We start from the raw sequence: 26,891 nt of genomic DNA, 5'->3' as shown, positions 1-26,891 counted from the left end.
AGGCGATGAACGACCGAGTTGCTCTTCCGATGCAGGCTCTGCCCGACGGCGAGGCGGAGCTCTCTCTTGTGGTGCGGCTGCCGTGGGAGGACGTGGCCCGGCTGGGCCAGGAGGCGGGGCGCCTGGCCGCGCAGATGCAGCGGCCGGTGACGCTGGACGAGGCGGTGAGCCACCGGCTGCGGTCGCGGCCCGCGGCCGCAGCGCACGCCAAACCGGCCGAGCAGCCGGCCGCGGTCTCCGCCCTGCCGCGGCTCAGCGGGACGGCCTAGTCACCTTTCCCGTCGCCTTGCGGGCAGCCACCAGCACGGGGTCCCAGACCGGTGAGAACGGGGGCGCGTAGCCCAGGTCCAGGGACGTCATCTGTTCCACCGTCATGCCGGCCGTGAGGGCCACCGCCGCGATGTCGACCCGCTTCGCCGCGCCCTCCCTGCCCACGATCTGCACGCCGAGCAGCCGCCCGGTGCGGCGCTCGGCGAGCATCTTCACGGTCATGGGGGAGGCGCCGGGGTAGTAGCCGGCCCGGCTGGTGGACTCGATGGTGACGGTCTCGTACTGCAGGCCGGCCCGGCGGGCGTCCTTCTCGCGCAGGCCGGTACGGGCGATCTCCAGGTCGCAGACCTTGCTGACGGCCGTGCCGACGACGCCGGGGAAGGTGGCGTAGCCGCCGCCGACATTGGTGCCGATGACCTGGCCGTGCTTGTTGGCGTGGGTGCCCAGGGCGAGGTGGCGTTCCTGACCGGAGACCAGGTCCAGGACCTCGACGCAGTCGCCGCCGGCCCAGATGTTCTCGTGGCCGCGCACCCGCATGGCCAGGTCGGTGAGCAGGCCGCGGTGGGCGCCCAGGGGGAGACCGGCGGCCTCGGCGAGCGTGGTCTCCGGGCGGACGCCGATGCCGAGGACCACCACGTCCGCCGGGAACTCCGCGTCCTGCGTGGCCACCGCCCGCGCCCAGCCGTCGTCGTCCGTGAGGACCTTGGTGACCTCGGCGTTGTTGACCATGGTGATGCCGAGCCCCTCCATGGCGGTGTGCACCAGGTGGCCCATGTCCGGGTCGAGGGTGGCCATCGGCTCGCTGCCCTGGTTGACGACGGTCACCTCGTAGCCGCGGTTGATCAGCGCCTCGGCCATCTCCACACCGATGTAGCCCGCGCCGACGACGACCGCGCGCCGTCCACGCGCGCGTGCCAGCGTGTCCAGCAGGGCCTGACCGTCGTCGAGGGTCTGCACACCGTGCACCCCGAGGGCCTCGGCGCCCGGCATGTCGGGGCGGACCGGTCGGGCCCCGGTCGCGATGACGAGTTTGTCGTACGACGTCCAGGACTCCGCCCCGGAATCGACGTCACGCGCGCGTACCCGCTGCCCGGCCACGTCGATCTCGGTGACCTCGGTGCGCAGGCGCAGGTCGATGTCGCGGGCGCGGTGCTCCTCGGGCGTACGGGCGATCAGCCGGTCGCGTTCGGGGACGTCGCCGCCCACCCAGTAGGGGATGCCGCACGCGGAGAACGAGGTGAAGTGGCCGCGCTCGAAGGCCACGATCTCCAGGTCGTCCGGGCCCTTCATCCGCCGGGCCTGGGACGCGGCGGACATGCCCGCCGCGTCCCCGCCGATCACGACCAGCCGCTCCCGGGAACCCCCGCCGTCGCTGCCGCTGCCGCCACCTCTGGCGCTTCCGCTTCCGCTGCCGCTCATGCTCATGCGAACACGCTACGGGCGCCCGGCATTTCAGTCCTGCCCGTCGCCGCGCTCCTCCTCCGCGAGGGCGGTGACGGGCGGTGCCGTCGGCAGCGGTCCGGGCACGGCGGGCGCGGGCGCCGGTGGCGCGGCGCGGCGCAGCCGGGGCCGGACGAGCCGCCGCCACACCACCGCCAGCAGCAGGGCCACCGCGGCGAACGGCAGCACCGCGCCGAGGGCCATCGCGACCCACCGCAGCATCGCCACGAACGCGTCCCAGCCGCCGCTCAGCGCGTCCAGGAAGCCCGGCTCGTCGTCCTCGGTCTTCTCCCGCACCGGGTTCTCGTCCAGCGTCAGGGTGATCGTCGCCAGGGTGGTGCGGTCCTTCAGGGACGCCTGCCGGGCGAGCAGCGACTCCAGCTCGGCCTGCCGGTTGCTCAGCTCGCCCTCCAGCGCCAGCACGTCGCTGAGCTGGGTGGCCCGCTCCATCAGCTCACGCACCCGGGCGACGCTGGCACGCTGCGACTGGACCCGGCTGTCGACGTCGACGACCTGGTCGGTGACGTCCTGGGCCTTCGCGGTGCGCTCCACGAGCTTGCCGGTGCCCTGCAGGCCGGTGAGCACCGCCTCGTACTTGTCGACGGGCACCCGCAGCACCACGCGGGTGTGCTCGCTGCCGTCCTCGTCCCGGGTGGTGGTCTCGTCGCCGACGTAGCCGCCCGCGTCCTCGGTGGCGGCGCGGGCCTGCTCCAGCGCCTTCGGCACGTCCTTGACCTGCACGGTCAGGGTGGCGGTACGGATGATCCGGTTGACGGTGAGCGCGGGCGCGGCACTCGCCCTCGCACCGGCCTCCGGTTCCGACCGCGCGCCGTCCGACCCGGCGCCCTCCGCGGTGTCCTCCCGGGTGCCTGCCTCGGCGCCCAGGTCGGCCGCCTCGTCCCCGGCGAGTCCCCGGGCCGCGGAGCCGCTGCTGCCGCCGCCGTCATCGGCGTCGCCGGCGCACCCGGTGAGCGCCAGACCGACGGCGAGCAGTAGCCCGGCCAGGACCCGGGCCGGGTGTCGTACGGGATGACGTGTGCGCATAACGGGATGACCCCCCGGCTGGTGACGACTGAACGCTCCTTCGACGCCGGGGGCGGGCGGAACGTTGGCGGGCCGGCGTCCCGAAGAGGTCACGGTCCGGACTCGACGCGGCCACGGGGTCCCGGAGCGGCAGGGCCGGATGGCCCTGGCGTGACTGTCAGTGGCGTTTGAGAGGGTGGAGCCATGAGCACAGCGGGCACGGGCGCAGCAGGCAAGGGCACAGGTCACGTCGTCGTCGTCGGAGCCGGGATCGCGGGGCTGGCCGCGGCGCACCGGCTGCTGGAGCGCGGGGCGCGCGTGACCGTCCTGGAGGCGTCCGGCGGAGTCGGCGGCAAGCTGCTCGCCGGCGAGATCGCGGGCCTGCGCGTGGACCTGGGCGCCGAGTCGATGCTGGCCCGCCGCCCGGAGGCGGTCGGCCTGGCGCGTGCGGTGGGCCTCGCCGACCGGCTGCGGCCGCCGGCCACCGCCACGGCCTCGATCTGGACCCGCGGCGCCCTGCGCCCCATGCCCAAGGGCCATGTGATGGGCGTCCCGGGCACCGCCGCGGCCCTGTCCGGCGTGCTGTCCGAGGAGGGCCTCGCCCGCATCGAGCGCGACGCCGACCTGCCCCGCACCGAGGTCGGCGACGACGTGGCGGTGGGGGAGTACGTGGCGGCGCGGCTCGGCCGCGAGGTCGTCGACCGCCTGGTCGAGCCCCTGCTCGGCGGGGTCTACGCCGGTGACGCCTACCGCATCTCGATGCGCGCGGCGGTCCCGCAGCTCTTCCAGGCCGCGCAGACCCACACCTCCCTCACCGAGGCCGTCCGCGACATCCAGGCCAGGGCCGCCGCGCACCAGCAGCCCGGACCGGTCTTCATGGGCATCGAGGGCGGCGTCGGCTCGCTCCCGCTCGCGGTCGCCGACTCCGTCCGCGCGCGCGGCGGCGAGATCCACACCGGGACACCGGTGACCGCCCTGCGGCGCGACGTGTCCGGCGGCGGCTGGCAGGTGACGGCCGGCGACCAGGTCCTGCCCGCCGACTCCGTCGTCCTCGCCGCCCCCGCCCCGGCCGCCGCCGCACTGCTGGCCGCCGAGTCCCCCGAGGCCGCCGCCGAACTGCGCGCCGTCGAGTACGCCTCGATGGCCCTGATCACCCTCGCCTACCGCCGCGCCGACATCACCCTGCCCGAGGGCAGCGGCTTCCTCGTCCCGCCGGTCGACGGCCGCACCATCAAGGCGTCCACGTTCGCCTCCCAGAAGTGGGGCTGGCTCGCAGAGCAGGACCCGGACGTGATCGTCCTGCGCACCTCCGTCGGGCGGTACGGCGAGACGGAGATCCTGCGGCGCGACGACGCCCACCTGGTGGAGGTCTCCCGACACGACCTCGAAGCGGCCACCGGCCTCGACGCCACCCCCCTCGAAACCCGCGTCACCCGCTGGACCGACGGCCTGCCCCAGTACCCGGTCGGCCACCACACGCGCGTGACCCGCATCCGCGAGCACATCGCGAAGCTGCCCGGCCTCGCGGTGTGCGGCGCGCCGTACGACGGTGTCGGCATCCCGGCGTGCATCGCGAGCGCCTACGCGGCGGTCGACCAGCTGGACTTCGGCGGTGTGCAGCGGCTCACCGCCGACCCGGTGCAGAGTCTGCACGGAGAAGCAGGAGAATAAGGGACATGAGTGACGACGCCCCCACCACCGAGTCCGGCCGTATCCCGAACAAGGGCAAGCTGGCCAAGGACCTCAACGAGGTCATCCGTTACACGCTGTGGTCCGTCTTCAAGCTGAAGGACACGCTGCCCGAGGACCGCGCGGGGTACGCCGACGAGGTCCAGGAGCTGTTCGACCAGCTCGCCGCCAAGGACGTGACGATCCGCGGCACGTACGACGTGTCGGGCCTGCGCGCCGACGCCGACCTCATGATCTGGTGGCACGCCGAGACCAGCGACCAGCTGCAGGAGGCGTACAACCTCTTCCGCCGCACCAGGCTGGGCCGCGCCCTCACGCCGGTCTGGTCGAACATGGCGCTGCACCGCCCCGCCGAGTTCAACCGCTCGCACATCCCGGCGTTCCTCGCCGACGAGACGCCGCGCAACTATGTGAGCGTCTACCCCTTCGTCCGCTCCTACGACTGGTACCTCCTCCCGGAGGAGGACCGCCGCCGCATGCTTGCCGACCACGGCAAGATGGCCCGCGGCTTCCCGGACGTCCGCGCCAACACGGTCGCCTCGTTCTCGCTGGGCGACTACGAGTGGCTCCTCGCCTTCGAGGCCGACGAGCTCTACCGCATCGTCGACCTCATGCGCCACCTGCGCGCCTCGGAGGCCCGCATGCACGTCCGCGAGGAGGTCCCGTTCTTCACGGGCCGCCGCAAGTCCGTGGCCGACCTGGTCGCAGGGCTGGCGTAACGCCTTTGGGGGCGCGGGGCCGTGTCAATATGCGGCCCCGCGTGGGCTACCGTGAGCTGCTCGGCTCCGGCGCGGAGCGCGCCGCACAGGCGGCGCGCCGCACCGGAAGCCGCCCTTCCAACAGGTACGCCTCAAGGTGACCGTTGACGCAGGGATTCGGCCCGCCCGCAATCCCGTGCGTCCCCGAGTCCCGCTCGGTCACCAGCACCGCCCCCGACAACCGCCGCTGCAACTCCAGCGCCCCCTCGTACGGCGCGGCCGCGTCCCGCTCCGCCGCCAGGATCAACGTCGGCGGCAGCTCCCCGCGCCCGGCCCGCACGTTCAGCGGGCTCTGCCGGGGCGCGGCCCAGTAGGCGCAGGGCAGGTTCGTCCACACGTTGTCCCACGTCTCGAACGGCGCCACCCGCGCCAGCCGCGTGTTGTCGCGGTCCCACACCGTCCAGTCCGTCGGCCAGGGCGCGTCATTGCACTCCACGGCCGTGTAGACGGCGCGCGCGTTCTCCGCCTCCGCCGCCGCCTCGGCGACCGGCCCGGCCTGGGCGATCAGCTGCCGAGGATCGTCCCTGACGAGGTAGTCCGACAGCGCCTTCGCGCGATGCGGCCAGTAGTCGTCGTAGTACCCGGCCTGGAGGAGAGCCGCCTGCAGCTGCCCGGGCCCGACCTTGCCGCCGGCCGGCTCGGCGGCCAGCTGGGCCCGCGCGCGCTCGTAGCTGCGCAGCACCGCCTCCGAGGTGTCGCCCAGCCCGTACACGTCGTCGTGCCGGGCGATCCACTCCCGGAAGTCCGCCCAGCGGCCCTCGAACGCCGCGGACTGGGCGAGGTTGTTGCGGTACCAGATCCGCTCGGGGTCCGGGTCGACCGCCGCGTCGAAGACCATCCGCCGTACGTGCGAGGGGAACAGCGTCGCGTACAGCGCCCCGAAGTAGGTGCCGTACGAGGCGCCCATGAAGGTCAGCCGTTCCTCGCCCAGCGCGGCCCGCAGGACGTCGAGGTCGCGGGCGTTGTTCAGGGAGTGGATGTGCCGCAGCGCCTCACCGCCGCGTTCGGCGCAGCCGCGCGCGTACGCCTTCGCCTGCGCGATGCGTTCCTGCTTGTACGTCTCGGAGGGGTGCGTGGGCGCCATCGACGGGCCCTTGAAGAAGCGTTGGGGATCCTGGCAGGACAGCGGCGCCGAGCGGCCCACGCCGCGCGGGTCGTAGCCGACGAGGTCGTACGCGGCCCCGATGCGCTTCCACTGCGGCATCAGGCCGATCAGCGGGAAGTACCGGCCGGAGCCGCCCGGGCCGCCCGGGTTGAAGACCAGCGCGCCCTGCCGGGGCACCATGCGCTTGCTGTTGTGCGGGTCGCTCTGAGTGGCTCTGACCCGGCTGACGGCCAGCTCGATCTGTGTGCCGTCCGGACGCGAGTAGTCGAGCGGCACCCGGACCGTGCCGCACTCCATGCTGACCGGCAGTTCCGAGGCGTCGGGGCACTTGCCGAAGGTGATCCCGGCGGCCGCGGCGCGGGCGGCGGCGATCGCGGTGCCGTGCCGTTCGGCCACACCGGCGGCGCCGTCCGCCGGGGCGGCGGTGAGGCTGGTCAGGAGCAGGGCTCCGGCGGCCGTATAGAGGGCGGCGGCTCTCATCGCGTGTCCCTTCGAAGCGCGGCGGCGACAAAAGGGATGTTTCGTTCGGCTGTGGGGGAAGGCAAGCACCGGCCCCGGGTGTCGCGCCCAATGCCCCCCGTGCGCCCCCGGCGTGCCCCGCGTCCCCGAGTGATGTTCCGCCTGTGGTCCGGCGCCCGTCAGGGCTCCTCGGGCGGCGGCGGGCTCGCGGCGGCCGGGGGCAGCGTGGCGCTCGGCTCGGGCGCGGGGTCGGCGGGAACGGGTGCGACCGGGCCCGCGAGGCGTGTCGACCCGGGCACACTCACGCCCGCTCGCCGACGCCTCTCACCGGCGGATCAGCACCCGCCCCACCCGGGCCAGCCGCGAGCGGCGCCTCGGAGCCGGACCCGAGCGATCCAGCCACCACTCCCGCAGGGCCCGCTCCGTACGGACGTCCCGTACATCGACGTTCCGCAGCAGATGCTCGGCGAAGTCCAGGGCGTCCCGGCGGTATCCGCCGCGCAGGGGCCGCAGATGGGCGTACGCGAGAAACGCGGGCCGGTACCCGGCCCCCAGGATCTCCGGCAACTCCGGCGCCACCTTCGCCACCACCCCCGCCCGCTTCCCCGCCAACGCCCGCGCCTGCACGGCGAGCCGCGCCCGATCGAACCCCTCCGGCGCGGGCGTCCCCGCGACCAGCGCGGACAGCAACGCCGTCTGGGCAAGCGCCAACCGCACCCGGCCGCCCTCGCCGACACCCGCTCCGGCCACCGGCACATCGGCGTCGGGCGCGCCCGCATCCGCCCGGGAGGCCGACGATGCGCCCCCGGCGGCGCCGCCTCCCGCGCCGGGGTCCGGCGTCGGGCTCACTCCCGCGTCGGAGGCCGACGACGGACCTGCGGCCTCGCAGAGATCCGGCACCGCGCCCGTTCCAGTGCCGGGGTCCGGTGTCGTGCCCGCCCCCGTGCCGAAGGGCCGTGGGCCTCTCACCTCGGCGAGGAGGTTCTGGGCCGCACCGAGGTCCGACGCCGCGACCTGCCCGGCAGCCGTGCGGATCGGCGTCTCGGCCGGAGTCCCCCGCTGCCGGGCGCCGACTCGCACCGCCTCCTCGATCTTCGCCAACTCCCGCTCCAGCTCGGCCGGTTCGGGGAAGTTCTCGTCGCGTTCGAGGAGCACCCCGGGCGGGCTGACCCGGGAGGCCAGGTCGGTCAGGATGTCGAGCACCGGGCCCGGCACCGGATGCGCGTGGCTGTCGTGCCAGACGCCGTCCCGTTCGAAGCCGCCCGCGACATGGACGTACGCCAGGGCCTCCAACGGGAGTTCGGCGAGCGCCTTGGCCGGGTCCTCGCCGCGGTTGACGTGGTTGGTGTGCAGGTTGGCCACGTCGATCAGCAGCCGGACACCCGTGCGGTCGGCCAGCTCGTACAGGAACTGACCCTCCGTCATGTCCTCGCCCGGCCAGGAGATGAGCGCCGCGATGTTCTCCACGGCCAGCGGCACGGGCAGCGCCTCCTGCGCGATCCGCACGTTCTCGCACAGCACGTCGAGGGCGTCACGGGTGCGCGGCACCGGCAGCAGATGGCCGGCCTCCAGCCGCGGGGACGCGGTCAGCGGACCGCCCGCCCGGACGAACGCGATGTGCTCGGTGACCAGCGGCGACCTCAGCGCCTCGGCCCGCTCGGCGAGCGCGGCCAGCCGCCCCTCGTCGGGCCGCTCGGCACCACCGAGCCCCAGGGAGACACCATGGGGTACGACGGTGACCCCGCGCTCACGCAGCCGCACCAGCGAGTCCGGCAGATGCCCGGGACAGACGTTCTCGGCGACGACCTCGACCCAGTCGATCCCCGGCATCCGCTCCACCGCGTCCGCGATCTCCGGCCGCCACCCGATCCCCGCCCCGAGCCGCACCCCGTCTCCCGCCATGGTCCCCGTCCCCCTCCCGAGAGCCCCCTTCAGTGGTGACCGAGGTATGACCCCACCACCCGCCCCCGAACCGTCCGCCCCCCACCTTCAGAGCAACATTTGAGCTTCGGGCCGCCACCACGGCACGGGCCGCTACCGCAGCGCCGGATGCTCCGCCACGACCGTGCAGGAACCCGGCGCGATCTCGGTGAAACCGGCGTCACGCACCAGCGGCAGCCCGCTGCTGGTCAGCTCGCGCCACCGTTGCGGCGCGGCCGTGCGCACGGCGAGCGGAAATCCCGACTCCTGCCAGGCGGCCCGCTCCTCGTCAGGCAGCCCCCACCAGGCGAGCTGCGCCCCGTGCCCGGCCTGCGCCATCGCCTTGCCGGCGGACATCTCCACCTCGGGGTTCAGCCACAGCACCGGAGTCCCCGGCTCCACATCCGCCGGTGCCTCGGGATCGTCCAGCTCGGTCCCGGACACCTGCAGCTTCGCCAGCTCCTTCGGCCACCCGTCGAGCGGCACCGGCGGAAACACCCGCACCTCGGCCGACTTCCCGGTCACCGTGATCCCCGGCAGTCCCTCCGCCCGCCGCCACTCGGCCCCCCGGGCCCGCCGCACGACCTTCCGGATGCGCGCGTCCTCCCAGTCCCGCAGGGCCCGCGCCCATGCGCCTTCCCCGACCGACCGCTCGTCACTGAGCATGCGCAGCACGGCGCGCGCGGCGGTTTCGAGGGCATCGGTACGGGCGGGCGGTGCCGTCTTCTCCATCCGCACGACCAGCGGCAACACGAACTGCCGCGCCTGATCACGTGCGTTGGCCGCGGACTGAAACGGACTGTCACTGACTGACTCGCTCACACCGCCCCACCCTAGATCAGCCCGAACAGGCCGTCCGCTGGGCCTCCTGCCACTCGCACACCGGGCACAGCGTGATCCCCTTGTACGACTCCGGGTACTCCGTCGGCTCCCGGCACAGCACGCACTCGGCGTACGGCGGGCCGTCGGCCTTGGGGGGCCGGGTCGCGTCGATCAGACAGTAGTCCTCGTCGCTCATACGTCCAGCGTACGAGCGTCAGCGGCCCGTGCACGAGCCTCACCCGCGCCCGGGCGCCGACCCGATCAGCTCCGACACCTTCACGAACCGGTACCCCTGCCGCCGCAGCTCGGGCACGATCGCCCGTACCGCCCGCTCGGTGGCCGGAGCGGCGCTGCGGGTGCAGTGCATGACCACGACCGACCCGGGCTTCACCCCCTCCAGCACCTGCCGGGCCACGGCCTCCGCGTCCGTCGCGAAGGCGTCCCCGCTGACCACGTCCCACTGCACGGCCGTGACCCCGGCGCCGCTCACCGCGCGCAGTGCCCGCTGGTCGTAGCAGCCGCCGGGGAAGCGGAAGTACGGCATCGCGTCGGTCACCCCGGCCGTGCGGAACGCGGCGTAGGCCCGCTCCACGTCCGCGCGCATCCGGTGCTCGGGGACGGTGGGCAGGCCGTAGCAGTCGGCGGTGAAGGCGTGGTGGCTGTAGGAGTGGTTGGCGATCTCGAACAGCGGGTCGTGGCCGATCGAGCGGGCCTGGTCGGGGTACTCCTCGGCCCACCGGCCGGTCATGAACACGGTCGCGGGGACCTTGAGCGTCCGCAGCGCCGCGATCAGCCCGGGGTTGTCGAAGCGTTCCCCGGCGGCGGCCCGGGGGCCCTGGTCGGCGGTCATGTCGGCGTCGAAGGTGAGCGCGACCGTCCGGTCGCGGCCGCGGGGCGCGTGCTGGAACACCGGCGTCAGCCCGGCCGGGCCCGGTGCGAGCGTCGGCGGCCGGGAGGGCACGGCCGCCGACGGCGAGGAGGTGGAGGCCGGTCCGGCGGCGTGCGGCGCCCGGTCGGCGGAACCGCAGGCGGCGAGGACGGCGCCCACGGCGCAGGCGGCGCAGACGGCGACGACACGACGTACGGAAATGATCACCGTATGACCATATGAGGGGAATGCCGAGATGCGTGGGGTCGGGCCCGTGCCCCTCCGGTGATGTCACCCGGCCGGGTCCGCCGGGGACCGGGTGAGCGAGGATGTATCCCATGTCGTCGACGAGGAGCGGTTTGTGAGCACGCCGCTGTACCAGCTGAAGGCCGAGTTCTTCAAGACACTCGGGCACCCCGCGCGGATCCGTGTGCTGGAGCTGCTCAGCGAGCGGGAGCACGCGGTGGCCGAGATGCTTCCCGTGGTCGGGATCGAGCCGGCCCATCTGTCCCAGCAGCTCGCCGTCCTGCGGCGGGCCAACCTGGTGGTGACCCGCAAGGAGGGATCGAACGTCTACTACTCGCTGACCAGCCCGCACATCGCCGAGCTGCTGCGGGTGGCCCGTACGATCCTCTCCGGGGTGCTGGCCGGCCAGGCCGAACTGCTGGCCGACCTGCGGTCCGCCTCGGAACCGCCCCGCGGGACGCGGGGCTAGCGGCGGCGCCAGGGGCCCGTCACGGCGAACGTCGTCCCCGGTGTGTAGCAGTTGACGTACATCGTCTCGCCGTCGGGTGAGAAGGCGACCCCCGCGAACTCGCCCCACTCCGGCGACTGCGGAGTGCCGATGTTCTGGCGGTTGCGGGCCATCGCGTACACCTCGCCCTTCCTGGTCACCCCGTACACGTGCTGGACGCCGTCGCCGTCCTCGCAGACCATCAGACCGCCGCTGGGGGTGAGGCAGATGTTGTCGGGGGACTCGCCGGGCAGCCGGACGTCCGTGTCCGGGCCGAAGACCACCACCAGGGTGAGACGGCGGCGGGCGGGGTCGTAGCGCCAGACCTGGCCGTGGTGGTCGGCCGCCGAGCCCTCGGAGCCGCGCGCGTACGACGACACGAAGTACACGCTGCGCCCGCCCCAGTAACAGCCCTCCAGCTTCTGGGCGTGGGTGATGCCCCTCGGGCCGTAGTCCTGGAGGCGGGTCGGGGTGTGCACGGCGAGCGGGTCCGGTACGTCGACCCACTCGACGCCGTCGAAGGAGGCGCCGGTCTCCTGGATCGAGGACAGGTCCGGTATGCCGGGCACGCGCATCGCCTGGAGCCGGCCGCCCGCGCGCAGCGATCCCGTGCCGCCCAGCGGCCGGTCGGGCAGGAAGCGGTAGAAGAGGCCGAACGGCCGCTGGAACGCGTCCTCGGTCTCGTAGACGATCCCGCGGTGCGGGTCGATCGCGATCGCCTCGTGCTGGAAGCGGCCCATCGTGGTGAGCGGGACCGCGCCGGTGCGCCGCGGGTACGCGGGGTCGACCTCGAAGATGAAGCCGTGGTCCTTGGCGTAGCCGTTGGTGCCGGCCTTGTCCTCGGTCTCCTCGCAGGTCAGCCAGGTGCCCCAAGGGGTCGGTCCGCCCGCGCAGTTGACGGCCGTACCGGCGACGGCGACGCGTTCGGACAGGACGTTGTCGTGTGCGTCCAGGGTCAGGGCCGTGCAGCCGCCCTTGCCCGCCGGGTCGTAGGTGAGGCCCTCGACGGCCGGCACGGGGTGGGTGGCGGTGACGCGGTTCTCGTGGTTGCGGACCAGGTGGACGCGGCCGTGTCTGCCCGGGAGGGCCGTCATGCCGTCGTGGTTCGAGGGGACAGGGCCCTCACCGGAGCGCAGGGGGTCGCCCTCGCGGGACAGGACCCGATAGCGGAAACCTTCCGGCAGGTCGAGCAGGCCGCCCGGGTCGGGGACGAGAGGGCCGTATCCGTGGTCGCCGAGCGGCTGCGCGGCGGCGGTGCCCGCGAAGAGGTCGGTGAGGGCTCCGGAGAACGCGATGCCCGCTCCCAGGGCACCGGTGCGGGCAAGGACCTGACGTCGTGTTGCGGACATGCGGGAACCTTCCTGCTGGCGGACAGGGAAGTGACCCCGCTGTGTCTACCACCCCACACGGGCCCCGGGAACCACGCCTGAAGCAGCTGTCACGGGTCGGCGGTGGATGGCGGAGCGGGCGACGGCAGCTCCTGCGGGTGGCCCTTCTCCAGGAACCGCAGCAGCTCCACCGGGATGGGCAGGACCAGCGTCGAGTTCTTCTCGGCGGCCACCGCCATCACCGTCTGCAGCAGCCGCAGTTGGAGCGCGGCGGGTGTCTCCGCCATCTGCTGGGCGGCCTCGGCGAGCTTCTTCGACGCCTGCAGCTCGGCGTCGGCGTTGATGACACGGGCGCGCCGCTCGCGGTCGGCCTCGGCCTGGCGGGCCATGGACCGCTTCATGGTGTCCGGCAGTGACACGTCCTTGATCTCGACCCGGTCGATCTGCACGCCCCAGCCCACCGCGGGGCTGTCGATCATCAGCTCCAGACCTTCGTTGAGCTTCTCGCGGTTGGACAGCAGGTCGTCGAGCTCGCTCTTGCCGATGATGGACCGCAGCGAGGTCTGCGCCATCTGCGAGACGGCGAACCGGTAGTCCTCGACGTTGACGATCGCCGCCGCCGCGTCCACGACCCGGAAGTACACCACCGCGTCGACGCGCACGGTCACGTTGTCGCGGGTGATGCCCTCCTGGGCGGGCACGGGCATCGTCACGATCTGCATGTTGACCTTCCGCAGCCGGTCCACGGCCGGGATGATCAGGGTGAACCCCGGCGGCTTGACGGTGCCCCGCACCCGCCCCAGCCGGAAGACCACACCGCGCTCGTACTGCTTGACGACCCGCGCGGCCGCCACGAGATACGTCAGGCCCACGGCGCCGGCCGCCGCGAACGCCCCCAGCAGCTCCTCCAGCATGGCGACCTCCTCCACGAGAGGCCAGAATGTCCGCTGCTGTAACGATATGCCCGCCCTCCGGCCCGGGGCCATGCCGCGGCCCGGAGGCGAGGCCCGGCTCAGAGCGCTGTGAACGCGTCCGTGTCGCCCCGGTGCTCGAGTACGGCGCCTGTGTGCACCTCGTAGTACCAGCCGCGCAGCCGGAGCCGGCCGTCGGTGAGCCGTTCCTCGACACACGGGTAGGAGCGCAGCCGGAGCAGCTGCGTCAGCACATGGTTCTGCACGGCCTCGGCGACCGTCGGATCCGTGGTGTCGGTCGCGCGCGGCTCGCCCGCGGCGTGCGCGAGCCAGTCCCGGACGGCGGGTACGGCGTCGAGGTCGTCGCCGCGCACCAGCGCGCCGACCGCGCCGCAGTGCGAGTGGCCGCAGACGACGATGTCCTGGACGCCGAGCACGTTCACGGCGTACTCGACGGTGGCGGCCTCGGAGGTGGGGCGGCGCAGGTCGTAGGGGGGAACGATGTTGCCGGCGGTGCGCAGCTCGAAGAGCTGGCCGGGGCGGGCGCCGGTGATCAGGGCCGGGACGACCCGTGAGTCGGAACAGGTGATGAACAGGACTTCGGGTGACTGGCCCTCCGCGAGCGGGGCGAACTCCTCAGGGCGGTGTCCGAATGCACGGGCGTTGTCGATGAGGGGCTGCATCTGTGGTGACTCCTCCTGGCGCGCCGTGGAAGGCGCGTCGGACGGACAGGACAGGGTGGTACGCAGCTGGGAAGGGGAGAGGAGGGAAGTGCGGCAGGCGCGGCAGCGCGTACCGACATCGCGGTCCTGGCCGTCGTACCTCGGAACGTGCGCCTCCCGTCAGGCGGTCCACGCCTCCAGTCCGTACCAACAGTTGGTCAACAACTGGTCAAGAAACACGTTAACCCTGCAAAGTCATTTGCAGGGTTAACGCGGCGTTTCCGACGGAAGTGCGCCTCAAAAGGGTGGACCGGTGGCGTGATCCACTCGATCAGATGTTCGCGACGAGGTCCTTCGCGTCGCGGGCCAGCGCGGTGAGCCGGGAGATCGCCCGGAAGTACTTCTTGCGGTAGCCACCCTTCAGCATCTCCTCGCTGAACAGGCGGTCGAACGGCAGTCCGGAGGCCAGCACCGGCACCTCACGGTCGTAGAGCCGGTCGGCCAGGACGACCAGCCGCAGGGCGGTCGACTGGTCGGGCACCGGGCCGACGTCCGTGAGACAGACCGCCCGCACCCCGTCGGTCAGCGCGCCGTAGCGGCTCGGGTGCACCCGGGCGAGGTGCTCCAGCAGATGCGGGAAGTCGTCGAGGGAGGCGCCCTCGGTGGCGTACGCCGCCTTGGTCACCTGTTCGTCGGAGTAGGGCGCCGGCGCCTCGGGCAGCCCGCGGTGGCGGTAGTCCTCGCCGTCGATGCGCAGGGTGCGGAAGTGCGCGGACAGGCCCTGGATCTCACGCAGGAAGTCGGTGGCCGCGAACCGGCCCTCGCCGAGCTTGCCCGGCAGGGTGTTGGAGGTGGCGGCGAGCGCGACGCCCGCCTCGACCAGCCGGCCCAGGAGCGTCGAGACGAGGACGGTGTCGCCCGGGTCGTCCAGCTCGAACTCGTCGATGCACAGCAGGCGGTGACCGGAGAGGGTCTGCACGGTCTGCTGGAAGCCGAGCGCGCCGACCAGGTTGGTCAGCTCCACGAACGTGCCGAACGCCTTCAGGGAGGGATCGGCCGGGGTGGCGTGCCACAGGGAGGCCAGCAGATGGGTCTTGCCGACGCCGTAGCCGCCGTCGAGGTAGACACCGCGGGGGCCGGACGGGACCTTGGGCGCCTTCGTGCGGCCGAAGCCGAAGAACCCCCGCTTGGCGCTACCGGTCGCGTGCGCCCCGCCGAGGCCGCCCGCGAAGCCCTCCAGGACCGCGACCGCCTCGGTCTGGCTCGGCTGGTTCGGGTCCGGCAGATACGTGCCGAAGCGCACCGAGTCGAAGCGCGGCGGCGGCACCATCTCGGCGACCAGCCGGTCCGCGGGGACGCGCGGCTCACGGGTGCACAGGGACAGCGGGGTCACGTCGGCTATCGCCTCGGTGCCGGGGACCGGAGAGCTTGCGGCGGGGGAGGAGGACACGGTTCACCATGCTAAGGGTCGTGCCAGACTGCGGAACATGCGACGCCTGTTCCCTGTGACCGACCAGACAGCGGCGACGGACCTCGGTGAGACGCCTGAGGCCGGGGGTGCCACTGAGTACGGCGCGGGCCGTGAGGACCGCCATGGCCCTGAAGACCACGAGGGCGGTGAGGACCGCGAGGACCGCGAGTGGAGCCTCGCCGAGCTGGCCGACGCCTACGCCTACCCGGAGGCCGCGCCCGGGGAGCCCCGGGCCTGGCTGCGCGCCAACATGGTCTCCACGCTCGACGGCGCCGCCCAGCACGACGGTCGTTCGCAGCCCATCTCCAACGCGGTCGACATGCGGATCTTCGGCACGCTGCGGGCGCTGGCGGACGTGGTGGTGGTCGGCGCGGAGACGGTACGCCAGGAGGGATATCGGCCCGCACGCGCGCGTGCGGAGTTCGCCGAGCGGCGCGCGGCCGCCGGGCAGGGGCCGGCTCCGGCGATCGCCGTGGTCTCGGCGAGCCTGGACCTCGACTTCTCGCTGCCGCTGTTCACCTCCCCGCTGGTGCCCACGCTGGTCCTCACCGGTGCCGCGGCGGCCCCCGACCGGATCGCGACGGCGGAGAAGTCGGGCGCGCGGGTGGTCGTCGCCGGGGACGGCGTCGGCGTGGAGCCCGCCCGGGCCGTACGCGCCCTCGCCGAGCTGGGGCACACCCGGCTGCTCACCGAGGGCGGGCCCCGGCTGCTCGGGCAGCTGGTGGCCGCCGGGGTACTCGACGAGCTGTGTCTGACCGTCTCGCCGATGCTCACCGCCGGGGACGCGCAGCGGATCGCCGGCGGGCCGTCGGTGGCGGTTCCGCATCGGTTCGCGCTGGTGTCGCTGCTGGAAGAGGACGGTTTCCTCTTCAGCAGGTACCGGAGGTCCTGATCCGACACCCCCGGGTCCCGAAATCGACGGAATGTGTCGTTCCGTTTAGCTTCGGGTGGGCAGACTAGGACCGCGACGCCCGTGCGAGCACGGGGAAGGATGGTTTCCGCAGGGGCCGGACACGGCCCAGGAGAATGGGGCGCTGGTGTTCACAAGCGTTTTGATGATCGAGAAGGCCCTGACGTCCGCCGACGTGGAGTTCGTCACCACCTTGCACGGCGACGAGCCGGTCTCCTTCCATGTGCTGCTCCAGCCGCGCGGCGAGCAGGCCGACCGGTTGCTGCGGGCCATCGACGACATCGCTCTCGGGGAGTTGGACGAGGCGGTACGGGAAGGGGAGACGCCGGAGGGGGAGGCCGCCCTGAGCGTGGGACAGCGCGCGCTGGAGGTGTCCCTCACGGCGTTGCGCTCCGCGGGGAGCCGGGCGGAGGGGCGGCTGGTCGAGGATCATCCGCTGGATGTGCTGAAGGGGGTGGTCGAGGAGGTGGGGGCCGATGAGGTGATCGTGCTGACCGACCCCCATTACGTGGAGGAGTTCTTCCACCGGGACTGGGCTTCTCGTGCGCGGCACCGGGTGGGGGTGCCGGTGCTGAAGCTGTTCTCGCACAGCAAGGCGTAGTGCGCCACCTTGGGTGGGAGCGCACCTCCGGCACCCAATAGGCTGGGCCCGCTTCAGTCTCGTACGCACCGCAGCTTTGGAGATCACGCATGGCACCCGGCATCCCTACCGCCATGGACCGACCGCACTTCATCGGCATCGGCGGGGCCGGGATGTCCGGGATCGCCAAGATTCTGGCCCAGCGGGGGGCCAAAGTGGCCGGGAGTGACGCCAAGGAGTCGGCTACCGCCGACGCGCTGCGGGGCCTCGGTGTGACCGTGCACATCGGGCATGCCACCGAGCACCTGGCGGACGACGCGAGCTGTGTCGTCGTGTCCTCGGCGATCCGCGACGACAATCCGGAGCTTGCCCGCGCCGCTGAGCTCGGGATTCCGGTGGTGCACCGGTCCGACGCGCTGGCGGCGCTGATGGAGGGGGACCGGGCGATCGCCGTCGCCGGGACCCACGGCAAGACGACCACGACGTCGATGCTCGCGGTGGCCCTGTCCGAGCTGGGGCTGCGGCCGTCGTACGCGATCGGCGGCGACCTCGACGGCCCCGGCTCCAACGCGCAGCACGACGACGGGGCGGTCTTCGTCGCCGAGGCGGACGAATCGGACCGCAGCTTCCACAAGTACGCCCCCGAGGTCGCCATCGTCCTCAACGTGGAGCTGGACCACCACGCCAACTACGCGTCGATGGACGAGATCTACGAGTCCTTCGAGACCTTCGCCGGGAAGATCGTGCCCGGCGGTACGCTGGTGATCTCCGCCGACCACGAGGGCGCGCGGGAGCTGACCCGGCGGGTCGAGGGCGTGCGGGTGGTGACGTACGGCGAGGCCGAGGACGCCGACGTACGGGTGCTGTCGGTCGTCGCGCAGGGCATGAAGAGCGAGGTCACCGTGGTGCTGGACGGGCAGGAGATCGTCTTCACGGTGTCCGTGCCGGGCCGTCACTACGCGCACAACGCCGTCGCGGCCCTCGCCGCCGGCGCCGCCATGGGCATCCCGGCGACGTGGCTGGCGCCGGCCCTGGCCGCCTACACGGGCGTGAAGCGGCGGCTCCAGCTCAAAGGCGAGGCGGCGGGCGTCCAGGTGATCGACTCCTACGCCCATCACCCCACCGAGATGACCGCCGACCTGGAGGCCATGCGGGGGGCGGCGGGTGACGCGCGGATCCTCGTCGTCTTCCAGCCCCACCTGTTCTCCCGCACCCAGGAGCTGGGCACGGAGATGGGCCAGGCGCTGGCCCTCGCGGACGCCTCGGTCGTCCTCGACATCTACCCGGCCCGCGAGGACCCGATCCCGGGCGTGACCAGCGAGCTGATCATCGACGCCGCGCGGGCGGCCGGGGCGGACGTGACGCCGGTGCACGACAAGGACGCCGTGCCGGACGTCGTCGCGGGAATGGCCGGACCCGGTGATCTCGTTCTGACCATGGGCGCCGGGGACGTGACGGACCTCGGCCCGAAGATCCTGGACCGTCTCGCCCAGCACTGAACCGAAGTTAGGGGTTGGCCTCATGTCGTACGACGTCGAGAAGACCGACGAGCAATGGCGCGCGGAGCTGACCCCGGCCGAGTACGCCGTCCTGCGGCAGGCCGGTACGGAGCCCGCGTTCACCGGTGAGTACACCGACACCAAGACCGAGGGCGTCTACTCCTGCCGCGCCTGCGGCGCCGAACTGTTCACCTCCGACACCAAGTTCGCCTCGCACTGCGGCTGGCCGTCCTTCTACGACCCGAAGGACACCGACGCCGTGGAGCTGATCGAGGACCGCTCCCACGGCATGATCCGCACCGAGGTCCGCTGCGCCCGCTGCGGCTCCCACCTCGGCCACGTCTTCGAGGGCGAGGGCTACCCGACCCCGACCGACCAGCGGTACTGCATCAACAGCATCTCGCTGCGGCTGAGGCCGAGCGAGGGCTGAGCCGCTCACCGCCTGGGGAGAGCGGACCTGGGCGTAGGCATCAGGTGCGTCCGGCGGGCACCTCGTGCCGGTGGGTCGGAGCTTCGGAGGCATGGCCGCTTGCCCCCCCGTAATACGCGTCATACGGTTGCTGTATGGCGAAGACTCGGATCAGCATCAGCCTGGAGCAGGCGCAGGCCGAGCGCATCAGGCAGCACGCGGAGCGTGCAGGCATGGACGTCTCGGCGTACCTGGTGCATGCCGCGACCCGGCAGATGGCTGAGAGCGATGCCATAGAGGAACAGTTTGCCGGGGTGGATGAGCTGATCGCTCGGGCGGAGCGGGAAGCGGCCGACCTGCCCGAAGAGCCCGCTGAGGCGTCTGTGGAGCTGACGGAGCAGGAGCGCCGCGAGGTCGAGGAGGCCCTCGGGCTCGTTCACGGCCGGGACCGGCAGGGTCGGCGGCGGGGGCATGCCGCGTGAGCGCTCGAGTGCCGGTCTATGACACCGGCATGCTCATCGCGCTCGCCGATCGCAAGGCGAAGGCGATGGCGCTCCATGAAGGACTGCGGGCGGCCCCGCATCGAGCGCTCGTGCTCGGCCCGGTTCTTGCCCAGGTGTGGCGCCCCCGTCCGGCGCTGGTGCACTCCCTGTCGGGGGCGCTCGAAGACTGCACCGTCCCTCAGGCCCGTACGTCCGAGCCGCCGATGCGGAAGACGAAGGCGGGTCGTCCGGAGTGCCTGGCCTGTGCCACGGGCCCGGATCTGGTCGACTGGCGGCGCATCGGCACCGCGCTGGGGCAGGCGGCTCAGCCGGCGAAGAAGCGGCCGGACGCGGTCGATGCCTGGGTGGCCCTCGCCGCGGCCCGGCACGGCAGCGCGGTCATCTTCACCAGCGATCCGGAGGACATCCACGCGTACCTGGCGGTGTTGGCTCCGCCGGACGTGCATGTGGTTGCCGTCTGACCATGGGATGCCGCAGGAGGTCGGTGCGCTTCAGGACGAGAGGGCGAGGATGTGTGGCCGACCGCCCTTCTGCGACCTGAAGGACACCGATGCGGCCGAGAGTGGATACCGTCAACGGGGACGCGGTGCACGGCGTCCGAGCTGAGTCGCACTGCCTGCCAGAGCGAGCAGTCGTCGACCCTGGTCGCCACGGGGAGGTCGCATGCCTCGCAGGCCGCGTTGGGCCCGTCGGCTCCGTCGAGGCCGCAGCAGGCACCGCCGCGCTTCTCAGGAATCAGCCGGGTTCCACGGATGTCACCGGGTGCGATGACACTCGCCCCGGGCGTGCTGTCGGACAGGGCGTGGACCGGCGCGTAGATGCCGCGTGCCTCCGCCTCGCCCGGATCGATCTCGTCCCACATCCGCCACGGCCCTCCCCAGGGGTCCGGGTCCACGGCAAACGCCCCTGATTGCATGAGCACCGGAAGCTGGGCCCCGTTCCCGTACTTCTGACGGGTGTGGACAGGCAGTGAAACCTGGGACAGCGGGGTGGTCAACTCGGCGCCGCATCCCGCACACACGAATGGTCGCACCCAGAACGCGCCTCCCGCCGGTGTCCCGCAAGACGCCAGCGGGAGGGGCCCGTACTGCACAACCCGAAGTCCCCCGGCGCATGCCGGGTGGCTCAACTCGACTCCGCTGGAAGGGCACGAAGCCCCGCCGAACTCAATGGGTGAGCGCCCCGCCCCCGCAGCTGCCACGATGCACCCCATGGATCCTGAGAACCCCGGCGGGCTGGTGACACGGCGCGCGAATGCCTCGGACTGGACCGGATTGGCCAGGATCGACTCCATCGCCGCAGCGGGCGACCATGCGCGAGGCGTGAGCATCCGACGCTGGTGCGAACAAGGCATGGTCCTGCTTGCCCAGGACGCATCCGGCCCCTTGGGCTACAGCGTGCTGGAGTACACCTTCTTCGAGCAGGGCTTCGTCAGCATGTTGATGGTCGCGCCCACCGCCCGCCGACAAGGCGTGGGCACACATCTCCTGAAGGCCACCGAAGCCGCGTGCACCACCCCGAAGCTGTTCACTTCGACTAACGTCTCCAACCACCCCATGCAGCGCCTGCTGCAGTTCGTCGGCTGGAGCCCCGTTGGCCTGCTCCACGGCCTGGACGAAGGCGATCCCGAACTCTTCTACCTGTGCCCGAGCATCCGACTGCGCGGCACAGCCGAGGCCGAAGGAGGAGAGTCCCTTTGTGATCCAGAATGATGGGATGGTCATGCTGGAGACTCCCCGTTTGATCCTGCGTCGGTGGCGTGAGGAAGACGTTGTGCCCATGGCTGCCATCAATGCCGACCCCGAGGTCATGCGGTGGATCCGTGACGGCAGTGTCCGGGACGAACAGCAGACGCGCGGCGGGGTCCAGGCATGGGAGAGGGAGTGGGAGTCAGAGGGCTTCGGCCTGTTCGCCGTGGAGATCCGGTCCACTGGCGAGCTGGCCGGGTTCACCGGCCTCTCGGTGCCTCACTTCTTGCCGGAGGTGCTGCCGGCGGTTGAGGTCGGCTGGCGGCTGGGACGTTCCCACTGGGGGCGGGGCTTGGCCACCGAAGCCGCTGTGGCCGCTGTACGGTTCGGGTTCGAGGAGCGGGGGCTGGAGCGGATCGTCAGCATCGCTCAAGTGGGCAACGACGCCTCCGAACGGATCATGACCAAACTGGGGATGCGTCCGGTCCGTGAGACCGTCAATCCCACCTGCGGTCGGCGAGTGCGGGTGTTCGAGTTGTCGTCGGGCCAGTACGTCGGCAACTACGGCTCCAGCACCGCCCATTCAGGGGCGCGAGACGTCGAGCGGTAGGTCTCGGTGGAAGACGACCATGGTTCGGCCGGGGCCGTTGTAGTCGTCGACGGTCTTCGTGTCGATGCCGAGGCTGCGATGGAAGGTGATCGAGCCGGTGTTCTCGACTGACGTGGTCGCCTTCAGCCTCCGCGCACCGTGACGTTCCGCTGCTTCAGCGAACGCCGTGTACAGACGACGCCCCAGACCGTTGACGTACCCGCGGATTCCGTCCTCGGCCCGGGCGACCCAGCAGGTGGAACCGAACTCCTGCAGCAGGGCCGGAAAGATGACGATCATGGCAGGCGGAGCGTCATCCCCTCACAGCGCCTGCCGCCGCACCAGCGCCGACATCACCAGCATCCCGGGCAGCAGGGGGAGCCAGACCGTCAGGACGCGGTAGCCGATGACCGTGGCCGTGGCCAGGGGGAGGGGGGTGCCGTAGCCGGCGAGGGTGAGGATGAGGGCCGCGTCCATGGGGCCGATGCCGCCGGGGGCGGGGACCGCGCCCGCCGCCGTGCTCGCGGCCAGGTAGGCGAAGGCGAGTTGGGGCCAGGACAGCGGCAGGGCGAGCGCGGTGCCGACCGAGGCGACGATGCCCGCCTGGATCAGGGGTGCGGCGATCGCCCCGCCCCACAGGGGCAGGTAGCGGCTCGGGCGGGTGTGCAGTCGGCGTACGTCGGTCAGGGCCGTGCGCAGGGAGTTCAGGGCCGGGCGACGCAGGGGCGGGATCGCCGCCAGGAGCAGGACGGCCACGGCGGGTGCGAGCAGGATGCCGGCCACGGCCATGAGCAGGGCCCGCCCGTGCGGCAGGAGCGCCTCGGGGCGTACGGCGTGCGGCGCGGCCAGCAGGAACACCAGCACCACCGGGGTCTTCGCAACCGCTCTGACCAGCGAGTACAGGGCGAGCGACGCGGTCGCCCGGGGCAGCGGGACGCCCTGGCGGCGCAGGAAGCGCAGCGTCACCGCTTGCGCGCCCAGGCTCGCCGGCAGTACGTGGTTGGCGGCGCCGGCGGCGACCTGCGAGGCGACCAGCAGACCGGGCGGCAACCGGTCCGGTACCGCGCCCTGCCGTATGCAGGCGGCGGCCACACTGCCCAGGAACGTGAAGCCCGCCCCTGCCAGCAGCCACCACGGATCGGCGCCGGCGAGGTGAGCGACACCGTCGCGGACGCTACGCCAGTCGAACGCCGCCCAGACGGCCAGGAAGAGGAGGGGGAGGAGGCTCAGCGCATGGCGGGCATAGCGGGCTTGAAGCGTGCGCCGCGCGGCAGTTGGCGGACCGGGGCGGACACGGTCGGCTGGGGCGGGGAGTGGGGAGGCGGTGTCGTCGAGCGGGGGCGGGGACACGGGGCATGTCGTCCTTCCGCGTCACGGCCGCGCCGCGCACGGCGCGCGTGACGGATCGGGGCAGGGCCAAGGGCCCTCGCGGGGAGGGGGACGGGGGAGGCGTTCCCCTCCGGGGTGACGGCACGGTCTCCGGAAGCCGTGCCGTGCGGGCGGAGGGGCGACCGCGGCACTGTGCGGCCGACCGCGGCACTGTCCGGCCGACGACAGCGACGCTGCCTGAGAGGGTTCTGCCCTACCTGCCCACCGCTCACCCCAAGCCCGGCCGCCCGCGGCGCAGCGGCAGGCCGACCGTGAACACCGTGCGCCCCGGTTCCCCGGCCAGGGCGATCGTGCCGCCGTGGGCCCGTACCAGGGAACTCGCCACGGCGAGGCCGAGGCCGCTGCCGCCGCGGTCGCGGCTGCGGGCCTTGTCGACGCGGTAGAAACGGTCGAAGACGCGGTCGCGGTCCGCGGGCGGGATGCCGGGGCCCTTGTCGGTGACGTGGACCAGCGCCGCGTCCGGGCCGGCCGACACCTCGACGGAGACCGGTGTACCGGCGGGGGTGTGCACGGCCGCGTTGGTGAGGAGGTTGTCCAGGACCTGGCGGATGCGCTGCGCGTCCAGGCGGAGCGTGAGCGACTCCGGGCCCGGGAGCACGGTCAGCGGATGGTCGGGGCGGCTCGCCCGGAACGCGTCCGCCGCCTGTTCCACCAGGTCCACCAGGTCCGCGTCGGCCATCCGCAGCGGCGCCTCCACCTCCGCCGCGTCCAGCCGGGCGAGCAGCAGCAGGTCGTCCAGCAGCACGCCCATCCGGGCCGCCTCGGCGCGCAGCCGGGCCAGATGCCGGTCGCGTTCCTCGGGGGCGTTGGCGGCCGCGTACTGGAAGAGGTCCGCATAGCCCCGTACGGACATCAGCGGCGTCCGCAGCTCGTGCGAGGCGTCCGCGACGAAGCGGCGCAGTCGCTGTTCGGCCTGCGCGCGCACCGCCAGCGCGTCGTCGATGTGCTCCAGCATCGTGTTGAACGCGGTGCGCAGCTCCTCGACCTCGGGACCGCCGCTGCGCCCGTCGTGCCGCACCGGCAGCCGTGCCGAGTCCGTCAGGTCGTGCGAGGTGATACCGCGGGCCGTGTGCGCCATGTCGCTGAGCGGCTTCAGGCCGCGCCGCAGCATGCCCCGGCCGCACACCACGAGGGCCAGCAGCGCGAGCCCGAAGGTGACGACCTGGATTGTGACCAGTTGGTTCACGGTGTCCTCGATCTCACCCATGGGCGCGGCACTGACCAGGACGACACCGGGCTCGACCTCGCAGGCCCGCAGCCGGTACAGGCCCGCGTCCCCCAGGTACTCGCTGCGCAGCAGCTCCCGGTCCGAGGCGGTCTGCGCCCGGGCCAGGGCGGTGAAGTCGCCCACGTCCTCCGGCAGGTCGGCGGGGTCCTCGGGCCTGCGCAGCACGGGCGTGCCGTCCGACACGTCGTAGACGGCGTAGAACCAGCTGTAGTACTTCTTGCCCGCGAGCGTGCCGTGGATCTGGATGTTCTTGGACTGGGCGACCTGCGCCTGCGCCAGCTGTGTGTCGAGCTGCGCCGACAGGTAGTCCCGCATGTACGTCGTCAGGGCCGTGCCCACGACGGCGAACACCACCAGGGCCAGCGCCCCCAGCCCCAGCGCCAGCCGGGTGCCGAGCCGCAGTCTGCGGTACGTGCGCCGCAGCCGCCCGATCACTGAGGCGCCTGCCGGATCACGTACCCGAAGCCGCGCACCGTGTGGATCAGCGGTTCGCCGGTCGCGTCGAGCTTGCGGCGCAGCCGGCTGACGACGAGTTCGACGACGTTGGAGCGGCCGCCGAAGCCGTACTCCCACACATGGTCGAGGATCTGCGCCTTGGTCAGCACGGTCGGTGACCTGCGCATCAGATAGCGCAGCACCTCGTACTCGGTGGGGGTGAGGGTCAGCACCCGGTCGCCGCGCCGTACCTCGCGCGTGTCCTCGTCCATCGTCAGGTCCCCCACCCGCAGCACCGACCGCTGGAAGCCCGGCCCGGCGCTGCGCCGCAGCACGGTGCGCAGCCGGGCCATCAACTCCTCCACCGCGAACGGCTTGACCAGGTAGTCGTCACCGCCGCGGGTGAGCCCCGCCACCCGGTCGGCGACCCCGTCGCGGGCGGTCAGGAACACCACGGGCACCATCGTGCCGGAGCGGCGCAGCCGGTCCAGGACGCCGAAGCCGTCCACGTCGGGCAGCATCAGGTCGAGCACCACGATGTCCGGACGGAACTCGGCGGCCAGCCGCAGCGCCTCCTCACCGGAGTTGGCGGTCACCGCCTCCCAGCCCTCGTAGCGGGCGACCGTCGCGACGAGATCGGCGATGGGCGGGTCGTCGTCCACGACCAGAAGGCGTACTTTCTCCACCCGCCCATACTGCGCCACCGGAGCCCCGTCGCCGGGACCGGGTCGGGTACCGCGACCACATCGATAAACAGTTGAAAGAACAACGACAGCCTTCCGACAGCTCTCCAGGGACAAGCTCGGTATCCCTGACGAGCAGATGAGCAGACCAGCAGACGAGAGCAAGGAGCTGCCGCCCGTGACGACGACCGCCCCCTCACCCCCCGCGCCCTCCACGGCGATACGCCCCAAGGTGGTGGCCCGCACGGGTCTGTACGCCGTGCTGGCCGCGAACGTGGCCGCGGTGCTGTACTTCTTCACCCAGGCGGGCTTCGCCTCGAACACGCTCATCGTGCTGGGCCGGCTCACCGGTCTGTTCGGCGCGCTGCTCATGGCGTTCCAGCTGCTGCTGGTGGCCCGGCTGCCGTGGCTCGACCGGCGCATCGGCATGGACCGGCTGACCTCCTGGCACCGCTGGACCGGCTTCGGCGTCCTGTGGCTCCTGCTCGCCCACGTCGTGTTCATCACCTTCGGCTACGCCGAGGCGTCCTCGCTGGACCCGGTGAACCAGCTGATCGATCTCGCCGAGACGGTCGAGGGCGTGCTGCGGGCCGTCGTCGCGCTGGGGATCATCATCGTGATCGGTGTCGTCTCGGCCCGCTCCGCGCGGCGTCGGCTGGCCTACGAGACGTGGCACTTCATCCACCTGTACACGTACGTCGCGGTGGTCCTCGCCCTCACACACCAGGTCGCGGTCGGCACGTCCTTCGCCACGTCCTCCGTCGCCACGGCCTACTGGAACGCCCTGTGGTACGTCGCCCTCGGCGCGGTGTTCGTCGGCCGCCTCGTCCTCCCGCTGTGGCGGAACCTGCGCCACCAGCTGCGTGTGGAGGCCGTCGTCCCCGAGTCCGACAACGTCGTGTCGGTCTACATCACCGGCCGCGACCTGGACAAACTGCCCGCGCGGGCCGGCCAGTTCTTCCTGTGGCGGTTCCTGACCAAGGACCGCTGGTGGCAGGCCAACCCCTTCTCCCTGTCGGCCGCGCCCGACGGCGACCGGCTGCGGCTCACCGCCAAGGCGGCCGGCGACGGCTCAGCGGCCCTGCGCCACCTCAAGCCCGGCACGCGCGTCTTCGCCGAGGGCCCCTACGGCGCCTTCACCGCGATGCACCGCACCCGCCCGGAGGCCGTCCTGATCGCCGGCGGCGTCGGCGTCACCCCCATCCGCGCCCTGCTGGAGGAGCTGCACGGCCACGCGGTCGTCATCTACCGGGTGGCCACGGACCAGGACGCTGTCCTGTACGGCGAATTGGTGGAACTCGCCCACGCCAAGGGTGCCGAGCTGCACCTGGTGACGGGCCCGCCCGTCCCCGACAGGCTCGCCCCGGCCGAACTGGCACGGCTGGTGCCGGACATCACCGACCGGGACGTCTTCCTGTGCGGACCGCCGCCCATGATGAACGCGGTCATCGGCAGCCTGCGCGAGCTGGGCGTGCCCAAGCAGCAGGTCCACTTCGAGCGTTTCAGCCTGGCGGGATGA

Annotated in this window: 27 protein-coding genes and 2 pseudogenes; 13 read left to right on the top strand and 16 right to left on the bottom strand. The window is 72.4% G+C overall.

The window, feature by feature from the left end; genetic code table 11:
* Positions 1–5: 5 nt before the first annotated feature.
* Complete coding sequence (locus ACH5AC_RS14340) at positions 6–269, top strand: hypothetical protein (RefSeq protein WP_398862050.1); 264 nt, start codon at positions 6–8, stop codon at positions 267–269.
* Here ACH5AC_RS14340 and ACH5AC_RS14335 read toward each other — a convergent pair.
* Together ACH5AC_RS14335 and ACH5AC_RS14330 are read right to left on the bottom strand one after the other, a co-directional pair.
* Positions 253–1,689 carry an FAD-dependent oxidoreductase gene (locus ACH5AC_RS14335; RefSeq protein WP_398862226.1) on the bottom strand — a complete coding sequence of 479 codons (1,437 nt, stop codon included), beginning with the start codon at positions 1,687–1,689 and terminating at the stop codon, positions 253–255. The two genes, ACH5AC_RS14340 and ACH5AC_RS14335, sit on opposite strands and share 17 nt — an antisense overlap.
* A 33-nt stretch (positions 1,690–1,722) precedes the next feature.
* Complete coding sequence (locus ACH5AC_RS14330; protein WP_398862049.1) at positions 1,723–2,754, bottom strand: DUF4349 domain-containing protein; 1,032 nt, start codon at positions 2,752–2,754, stop codon at positions 1,723–1,725.
* A gap of 183 nt (positions 2,755–2,937) precedes the next feature.
* Here ACH5AC_RS14330 and hemG point away from each other — a divergent pair, with 183 nt between their 5' ends.
* A complete protein-coding gene (gene hemG / locus ACH5AC_RS14325) occupies positions 2,938–4,404 on the top strand; it encodes a protoporphyrinogen oxidase (protein ID WP_398862048.1) in 1,467 nt (488 codons plus the stop codon).
* Between the two features lie 5 nt (positions 4,405–4,409).
* Positions 4,410–5,141 carry a hydrogen peroxide-dependent heme synthase gene (hemQ, locus tag ACH5AC_RS14320; RefSeq protein ID WP_398862047.1) on the top strand — a complete coding sequence of 244 codons (732 nt, stop codon included), beginning with the start codon at positions 4,410–4,412 and terminating at the stop codon, positions 5,139–5,141.
* Positions 5,142–5,187: 46 nt separating this feature from the next.
* Here hemQ and ACH5AC_RS14315 read toward each other — a convergent pair whose 3' ends face one another.
* The 5 genes from ACH5AC_RS14315 to ACH5AC_RS14295 form a co-directional block, all read right to left on the bottom strand.
* A complete protein-coding gene (locus ACH5AC_RS14315) occupies positions 5,188–6,765 on the bottom strand; it encodes an alpha/beta hydrolase (protein ID WP_398862046.1) in 1,578 nt (525 codons plus the stop codon).
* Positions 6,766–7,068: 303 nt separating this feature from the next.
* A complete protein-coding gene (locus ACH5AC_RS14310) occupies positions 7,069–8,646 on the bottom strand; it encodes a DUF692 domain-containing protein (protein WP_398862045.1) in 1,578 nt (525 codons plus the stop codon).
* A gap of 132 nt (positions 8,647–8,778) precedes the next feature.
* The gene (locus ACH5AC_RS14305) at positions 8,779–9,486 is read right to left on the bottom strand and encodes a peptidyl-tRNA hydrolase (RefSeq protein WP_398862044.1); all 708 of its coding nucleotides are present in this window, start codon (positions 9,484–9,486) and stop codon (positions 8,779–8,781) included.
* Between the two features lie 16 nt (positions 9,487–9,502).
* Positions 9,503–9,682, bottom strand: a complete 180-nt coding sequence (locus ACH5AC_RS14300) for a hypothetical protein (RefSeq protein ID WP_398862043.1) — start codon at positions 9,680–9,682, stop codon at positions 9,503–9,505.
* A gap of 39 nt (positions 9,683–9,721) precedes the next feature.
* A complete protein-coding gene (locus ACH5AC_RS14295) occupies positions 9,722–10,582 on the bottom strand; it encodes a polysaccharide deacetylase family protein (protein WP_398862042.1) in 861 nt (286 codons plus the stop codon).
* Between the two features lie 133 nt (positions 10,583–10,715).
* Here ACH5AC_RS14295 and ACH5AC_RS14290 point away from each other — a divergent pair, with 133 nt between their 5' ends.
* Positions 10,716–11,069, top strand: a complete 354-nt coding sequence (locus ACH5AC_RS14290) for an ArsR/SmtB family transcription factor (protein ID WP_398862041.1) — start codon at positions 10,716–10,718, stop codon at positions 11,067–11,069.
* On the opposite strand, the gene ACH5AC_RS14285 is transcribed toward ACH5AC_RS14290, so the two are convergent.
* The 4 genes from ACH5AC_RS14285 to zapE all read right to left on the bottom strand — a co-directional run bounded on the left by ACH5AC_RS14285 (position 11,066) and on the right by zapE (position 15,438).
* Positions 11,066–12,436, bottom strand: coding sequence for an alkaline phosphatase PhoX (locus tag ACH5AC_RS14285; protein ID WP_398862040.1), 1,371 nt, complete (start codon positions 12,434–12,436; stop codon positions 11,066–11,068). The two genes, ACH5AC_RS14290 and ACH5AC_RS14285, sit on opposite strands and share 4 nt — an antisense overlap.
* Before the next feature lie 89 nt (positions 12,437–12,525).
* The gene (locus tag ACH5AC_RS14280; protein WP_398862039.1) at positions 12,526–13,329 is read right to left on the bottom strand and encodes a slipin family protein; all 804 of its coding nucleotides are present in this window, start codon (positions 13,327–13,329) and stop codon (positions 12,526–12,528) included.
* Between the two features lie 98 nt (positions 13,330–13,427).
* Positions 13,428–14,009, bottom strand: a complete 582-nt coding sequence (locus ACH5AC_RS14275; protein WP_398862038.1) for a carbonic anhydrase — start codon at positions 14,007–14,009, stop codon at positions 13,428–13,430.
* A 310-nt stretch (positions 14,010–14,319) separates the two neighbouring features.
* A complete protein-coding gene (zapE, locus tag ACH5AC_RS14270) occupies positions 14,320–15,438 on the bottom strand; it encodes a cell division protein ZapE (RefSeq protein ID WP_398862037.1) in 1,119 nt (372 codons plus the stop codon).
* 37 nt (positions 15,439–15,475) lie between these two features.
* On the opposite strand from zapE, the gene ACH5AC_RS14265 reads away from it, so the two are divergent.
* From ACH5AC_RS14265 to ACH5AC_RS14240, 6 genes are all read left to right on the top strand, one after another.
* Positions 15,476–16,351 (top strand): pyrimidine reductase family protein, encoded by an 876-nt coding sequence (locus ACH5AC_RS14265; RefSeq protein WP_398862036.1) that lies wholly within the window; start codon positions 15,476–15,478, stop codon positions 16,349–16,351.
* Positions 16,352–16,514: 163 nt separating this feature from the next.
* The gene (locus ACH5AC_RS14260; protein ID WP_398862035.1) at positions 16,515–16,970 is read left to right on the top strand and encodes an indole-3-glycerol phosphate synthase; all 456 of its coding nucleotides are present in this window, start codon (positions 16,515–16,517) and stop codon (positions 16,968–16,970) included.
* A gap of 89 nt (positions 16,971–17,059) precedes the next feature.
* Positions 17,060–18,448, top strand: coding sequence for a UDP-N-acetylmuramate--L-alanine ligase (murC, locus tag ACH5AC_RS14255; protein WP_398862034.1), 1,389 nt, complete (start codon positions 17,060–17,062; stop codon positions 18,446–18,448).
* Between the two features lie 22 nt (positions 18,449–18,470).
* Positions 18,471–18,878: a peptide-methionine (R)-S-oxide reductase MsrB gene (gene msrB, locus ACH5AC_RS14250; RefSeq protein WP_398862033.1), complete on the top strand. Its 408-nt coding sequence runs from the start codon at positions 18,471–18,473 to the stop codon at positions 18,876–18,878.
* Between the two features lie 134 nt (positions 18,879–19,012).
* The gene (locus ACH5AC_RS14245) at positions 19,013–19,339 is read left to right on the top strand and encodes a plasmid mobilization protein (RefSeq protein ID WP_398862032.1); all 327 of its coding nucleotides are present in this window, start codon (positions 19,013–19,015) and stop codon (positions 19,337–19,339) included.
* Entirely contained in the window at positions 19,336–19,821 is a 486-nt protein-coding gene (locus ACH5AC_RS14240; RefSeq protein WP_398862031.1) for a hypothetical protein, read from the top strand. Before ACH5AC_RS14245 ends, ACH5AC_RS14240 begins: the two co-directional genes overlap by 4 nt.
* 101 nt (positions 19,822–19,922) lie before the next feature.
* Here the strand turns inward: ACH5AC_RS14240 and ACH5AC_RS14235 are convergent.
* Positions 19,923–20,357 (bottom strand): annotated as a pseudogene (locus ACH5AC_RS14235) (hypothetical protein); the annotation flags it as partial.
* A gap of 214 nt (positions 20,358–20,571) precedes the next feature.
* On the opposite strand from ACH5AC_RS14235, the gene ACH5AC_RS14230 reads away from it, so the two are divergent.
* Both ACH5AC_RS14230 and ACH5AC_RS14225 read left to right on the top strand, forming a co-directional pair.
* Complete coding sequence (locus ACH5AC_RS14230; RefSeq protein WP_398862029.1) at positions 20,572–21,072, top strand: GNAT family N-acetyltransferase; 501 nt, start codon at positions 20,572–20,574, stop codon at positions 21,070–21,072.
* A gap of 10 nt (positions 21,073–21,082) precedes the next feature.
* Positions 21,083–21,658, top strand: a complete 576-nt coding sequence (locus tag ACH5AC_RS14225) for a GNAT family N-acetyltransferase (RefSeq protein WP_398862225.1) — start codon at positions 21,083–21,085, stop codon at positions 21,656–21,658.
* Here ACH5AC_RS14225 and ACH5AC_RS14220 read toward each other — a convergent pair.
* From ACH5AC_RS14220 to ACH5AC_RS14205, 4 genes and pseudogenes are all read right to left on the bottom strand, one after another.
* Positions 21,632–21,919 (bottom strand): annotated as a pseudogene (locus ACH5AC_RS14220) (GNAT family N-acetyltransferase); the annotation flags it as partial. The gene ACH5AC_RS14225 and the pseudogene ACH5AC_RS14220 overlap by 27 nt on opposite strands.
* Positions 21,920–21,958: 39 nt before the next feature.
* Entirely contained in the window at positions 21,959–22,987 is a 1,029-nt protein-coding gene (locus ACH5AC_RS14215; RefSeq protein WP_398862028.1) for a YbhN family protein, read from the bottom strand.
* Between the two features lie 247 nt (positions 22,988–23,234).
* The gene (locus ACH5AC_RS14210) at positions 23,235–24,689 is read right to left on the bottom strand and encodes an ATP-binding protein (protein ID WP_398862026.1); all 1,455 of its coding nucleotides are present in this window, start codon (positions 24,687–24,689) and stop codon (positions 23,235–23,237) included.
* Positions 24,686–25,375, bottom strand: a complete 690-nt coding sequence (locus tag ACH5AC_RS14205) for a response regulator transcription factor (protein ID WP_398862025.1) — start codon at positions 25,373–25,375, stop codon at positions 24,686–24,688. Before ACH5AC_RS14205 ends, ACH5AC_RS14210 begins: the two co-directional genes overlap by 4 nt.
* 229 nt (positions 25,376–25,604) lie before the next feature.
* On the opposite strand from ACH5AC_RS14205, the gene ACH5AC_RS14200 reads away from it, so the two are divergent.
* Complete coding sequence (locus ACH5AC_RS14200; RefSeq protein WP_398862224.1) at positions 25,605–26,891, top strand: ferric reductase-like transmembrane domain-containing protein; 1,287 nt, start codon at positions 25,605–25,607, stop codon at positions 26,889–26,891.

Origin of the sequence: Streptomyces sp. NPDC018693, from assembly GCF_044391385.1 — a bacterium.
Lineage (GTDB): Bacteria > Actinomycetota > Actinomycetes > Streptomycetales > Streptomycetaceae > Streptomyces.
This window is presented reverse-complemented; position numbering and strand designations above follow the sequence as displayed.

What these genes read in the sequence shown, in the direction of transcription:
- ACH5AC_RS14335 (WP_398862226.1), bottom strand. Translation starts at nt 1,689, where the DNA reads ATGAGCGGCAGCGGAAGCGGAAGCGCCAGAGGTGGCGGCAGCGGCAGC.
- ACH5AC_RS14330 (WP_398862049.1), bottom strand. Translation starts at nt 2,754, where the DNA reads ATGCGCACACGTCATCCCGTACGACACCCGGCCCGGGTCCTGGCCGGG.
- ACH5AC_RS14315 (WP_398862046.1), bottom strand. Translation starts at nt 6,765, where the DNA reads ATGAGAGCCGCCGCCCTCTATACGGCCGCCGGAGCCCTGCTCCTGACC.
- ACH5AC_RS14230 (WP_398862029.1), top strand. Translation starts at nt 20,572, where the DNA reads ATGGATCCTGAGAACCCCGGCGGGCTGGTGACACGGCGCGCGAATGCC.
- ACH5AC_RS14300 (WP_398862043.1), bottom strand. Translation starts at nt 9,682, where the DNA reads ATGAGCGACGAGGACTACTGTCTGATCGACGCGACCCGGCCCCCCAAG.
- ACH5AC_RS14340 (WP_398862050.1), top strand. Translation starts at nt 6, where the DNA reads ATGAACGACCGAGTTGCTCTTCCGATGCAGGCTCTGCCCGACGGCGAG.
- hemQ (WP_398862047.1), top strand. Translation starts at nt 4,410, where the DNA reads ATGAGTGACGACGCCCCCACCACCGAGTCCGGCCGTATCCCGAACAAG.
- ACH5AC_RS14245 (WP_398862032.1), top strand. Translation starts at nt 19,013, where the DNA reads ATGGCGAAGACTCGGATCAGCATCAGCCTGGAGCAGGCGCAGGCCGAG.
- ACH5AC_RS14285 (WP_398862040.1), bottom strand. Translation starts at nt 12,436, where the DNA reads ATGTCCGCAACACGACGTCAGGTCCTTGCCCGCACCGGTGCCCTGGGA.
- msrB (WP_398862033.1), top strand. Translation starts at nt 18,471, where the DNA reads ATGTCGTACGACGTCGAGAAGACCGACGAGCAATGGCGCGCGGAGCTG.
- hemG (WP_398862048.1), top strand. Translation starts at nt 2,938, where the DNA reads ATGAGCACAGCGGGCACGGGCGCAGCAGGCAAGGGCACAGGTCACGTC.
- ACH5AC_RS14265 (WP_398862036.1), top strand. Translation starts at nt 15,476, where the DNA reads ATGCGACGCCTGTTCCCTGTGACCGACCAGACAGCGGCGACGGACCTC.
- ACH5AC_RS14275 (WP_398862038.1), bottom strand. Translation starts at nt 14,009, where the DNA reads ATGCAGCCCCTCATCGACAACGCCCGTGCATTCGGACACCGCCCTGAG.
- ACH5AC_RS14310 (WP_398862045.1), bottom strand. Translation starts at nt 8,646, where the DNA reads ATGGCGGGAGACGGGGTGCGGCTCGGGGCGGGGATCGGGTGGCGGCCG.
- murC (WP_398862034.1), top strand. Translation starts at nt 17,060, where the DNA reads ATGGCACCCGGCATCCCTACCGCCATGGACCGACCGCACTTCATCGGC.
- ACH5AC_RS14280 (WP_398862039.1), bottom strand. Translation starts at nt 13,329, where the DNA reads ATGCTGGAGGAGCTGCTGGGGGCGTTCGCGGCGGCCGGCGCCGTGGGC.
- ACH5AC_RS14260 (WP_398862035.1), top strand. Translation starts at nt 16,515, where the DNA reads ATGATCGAGAAGGCCCTGACGTCCGCCGACGTGGAGTTCGTCACCACC.
- ACH5AC_RS14225 (WP_398862225.1), top strand. Translation starts at nt 21,083, where the DNA reads ATGCTGGAGACTCCCCGTTTGATCCTGCGTCGGTGGCGTGAGGAAGAC.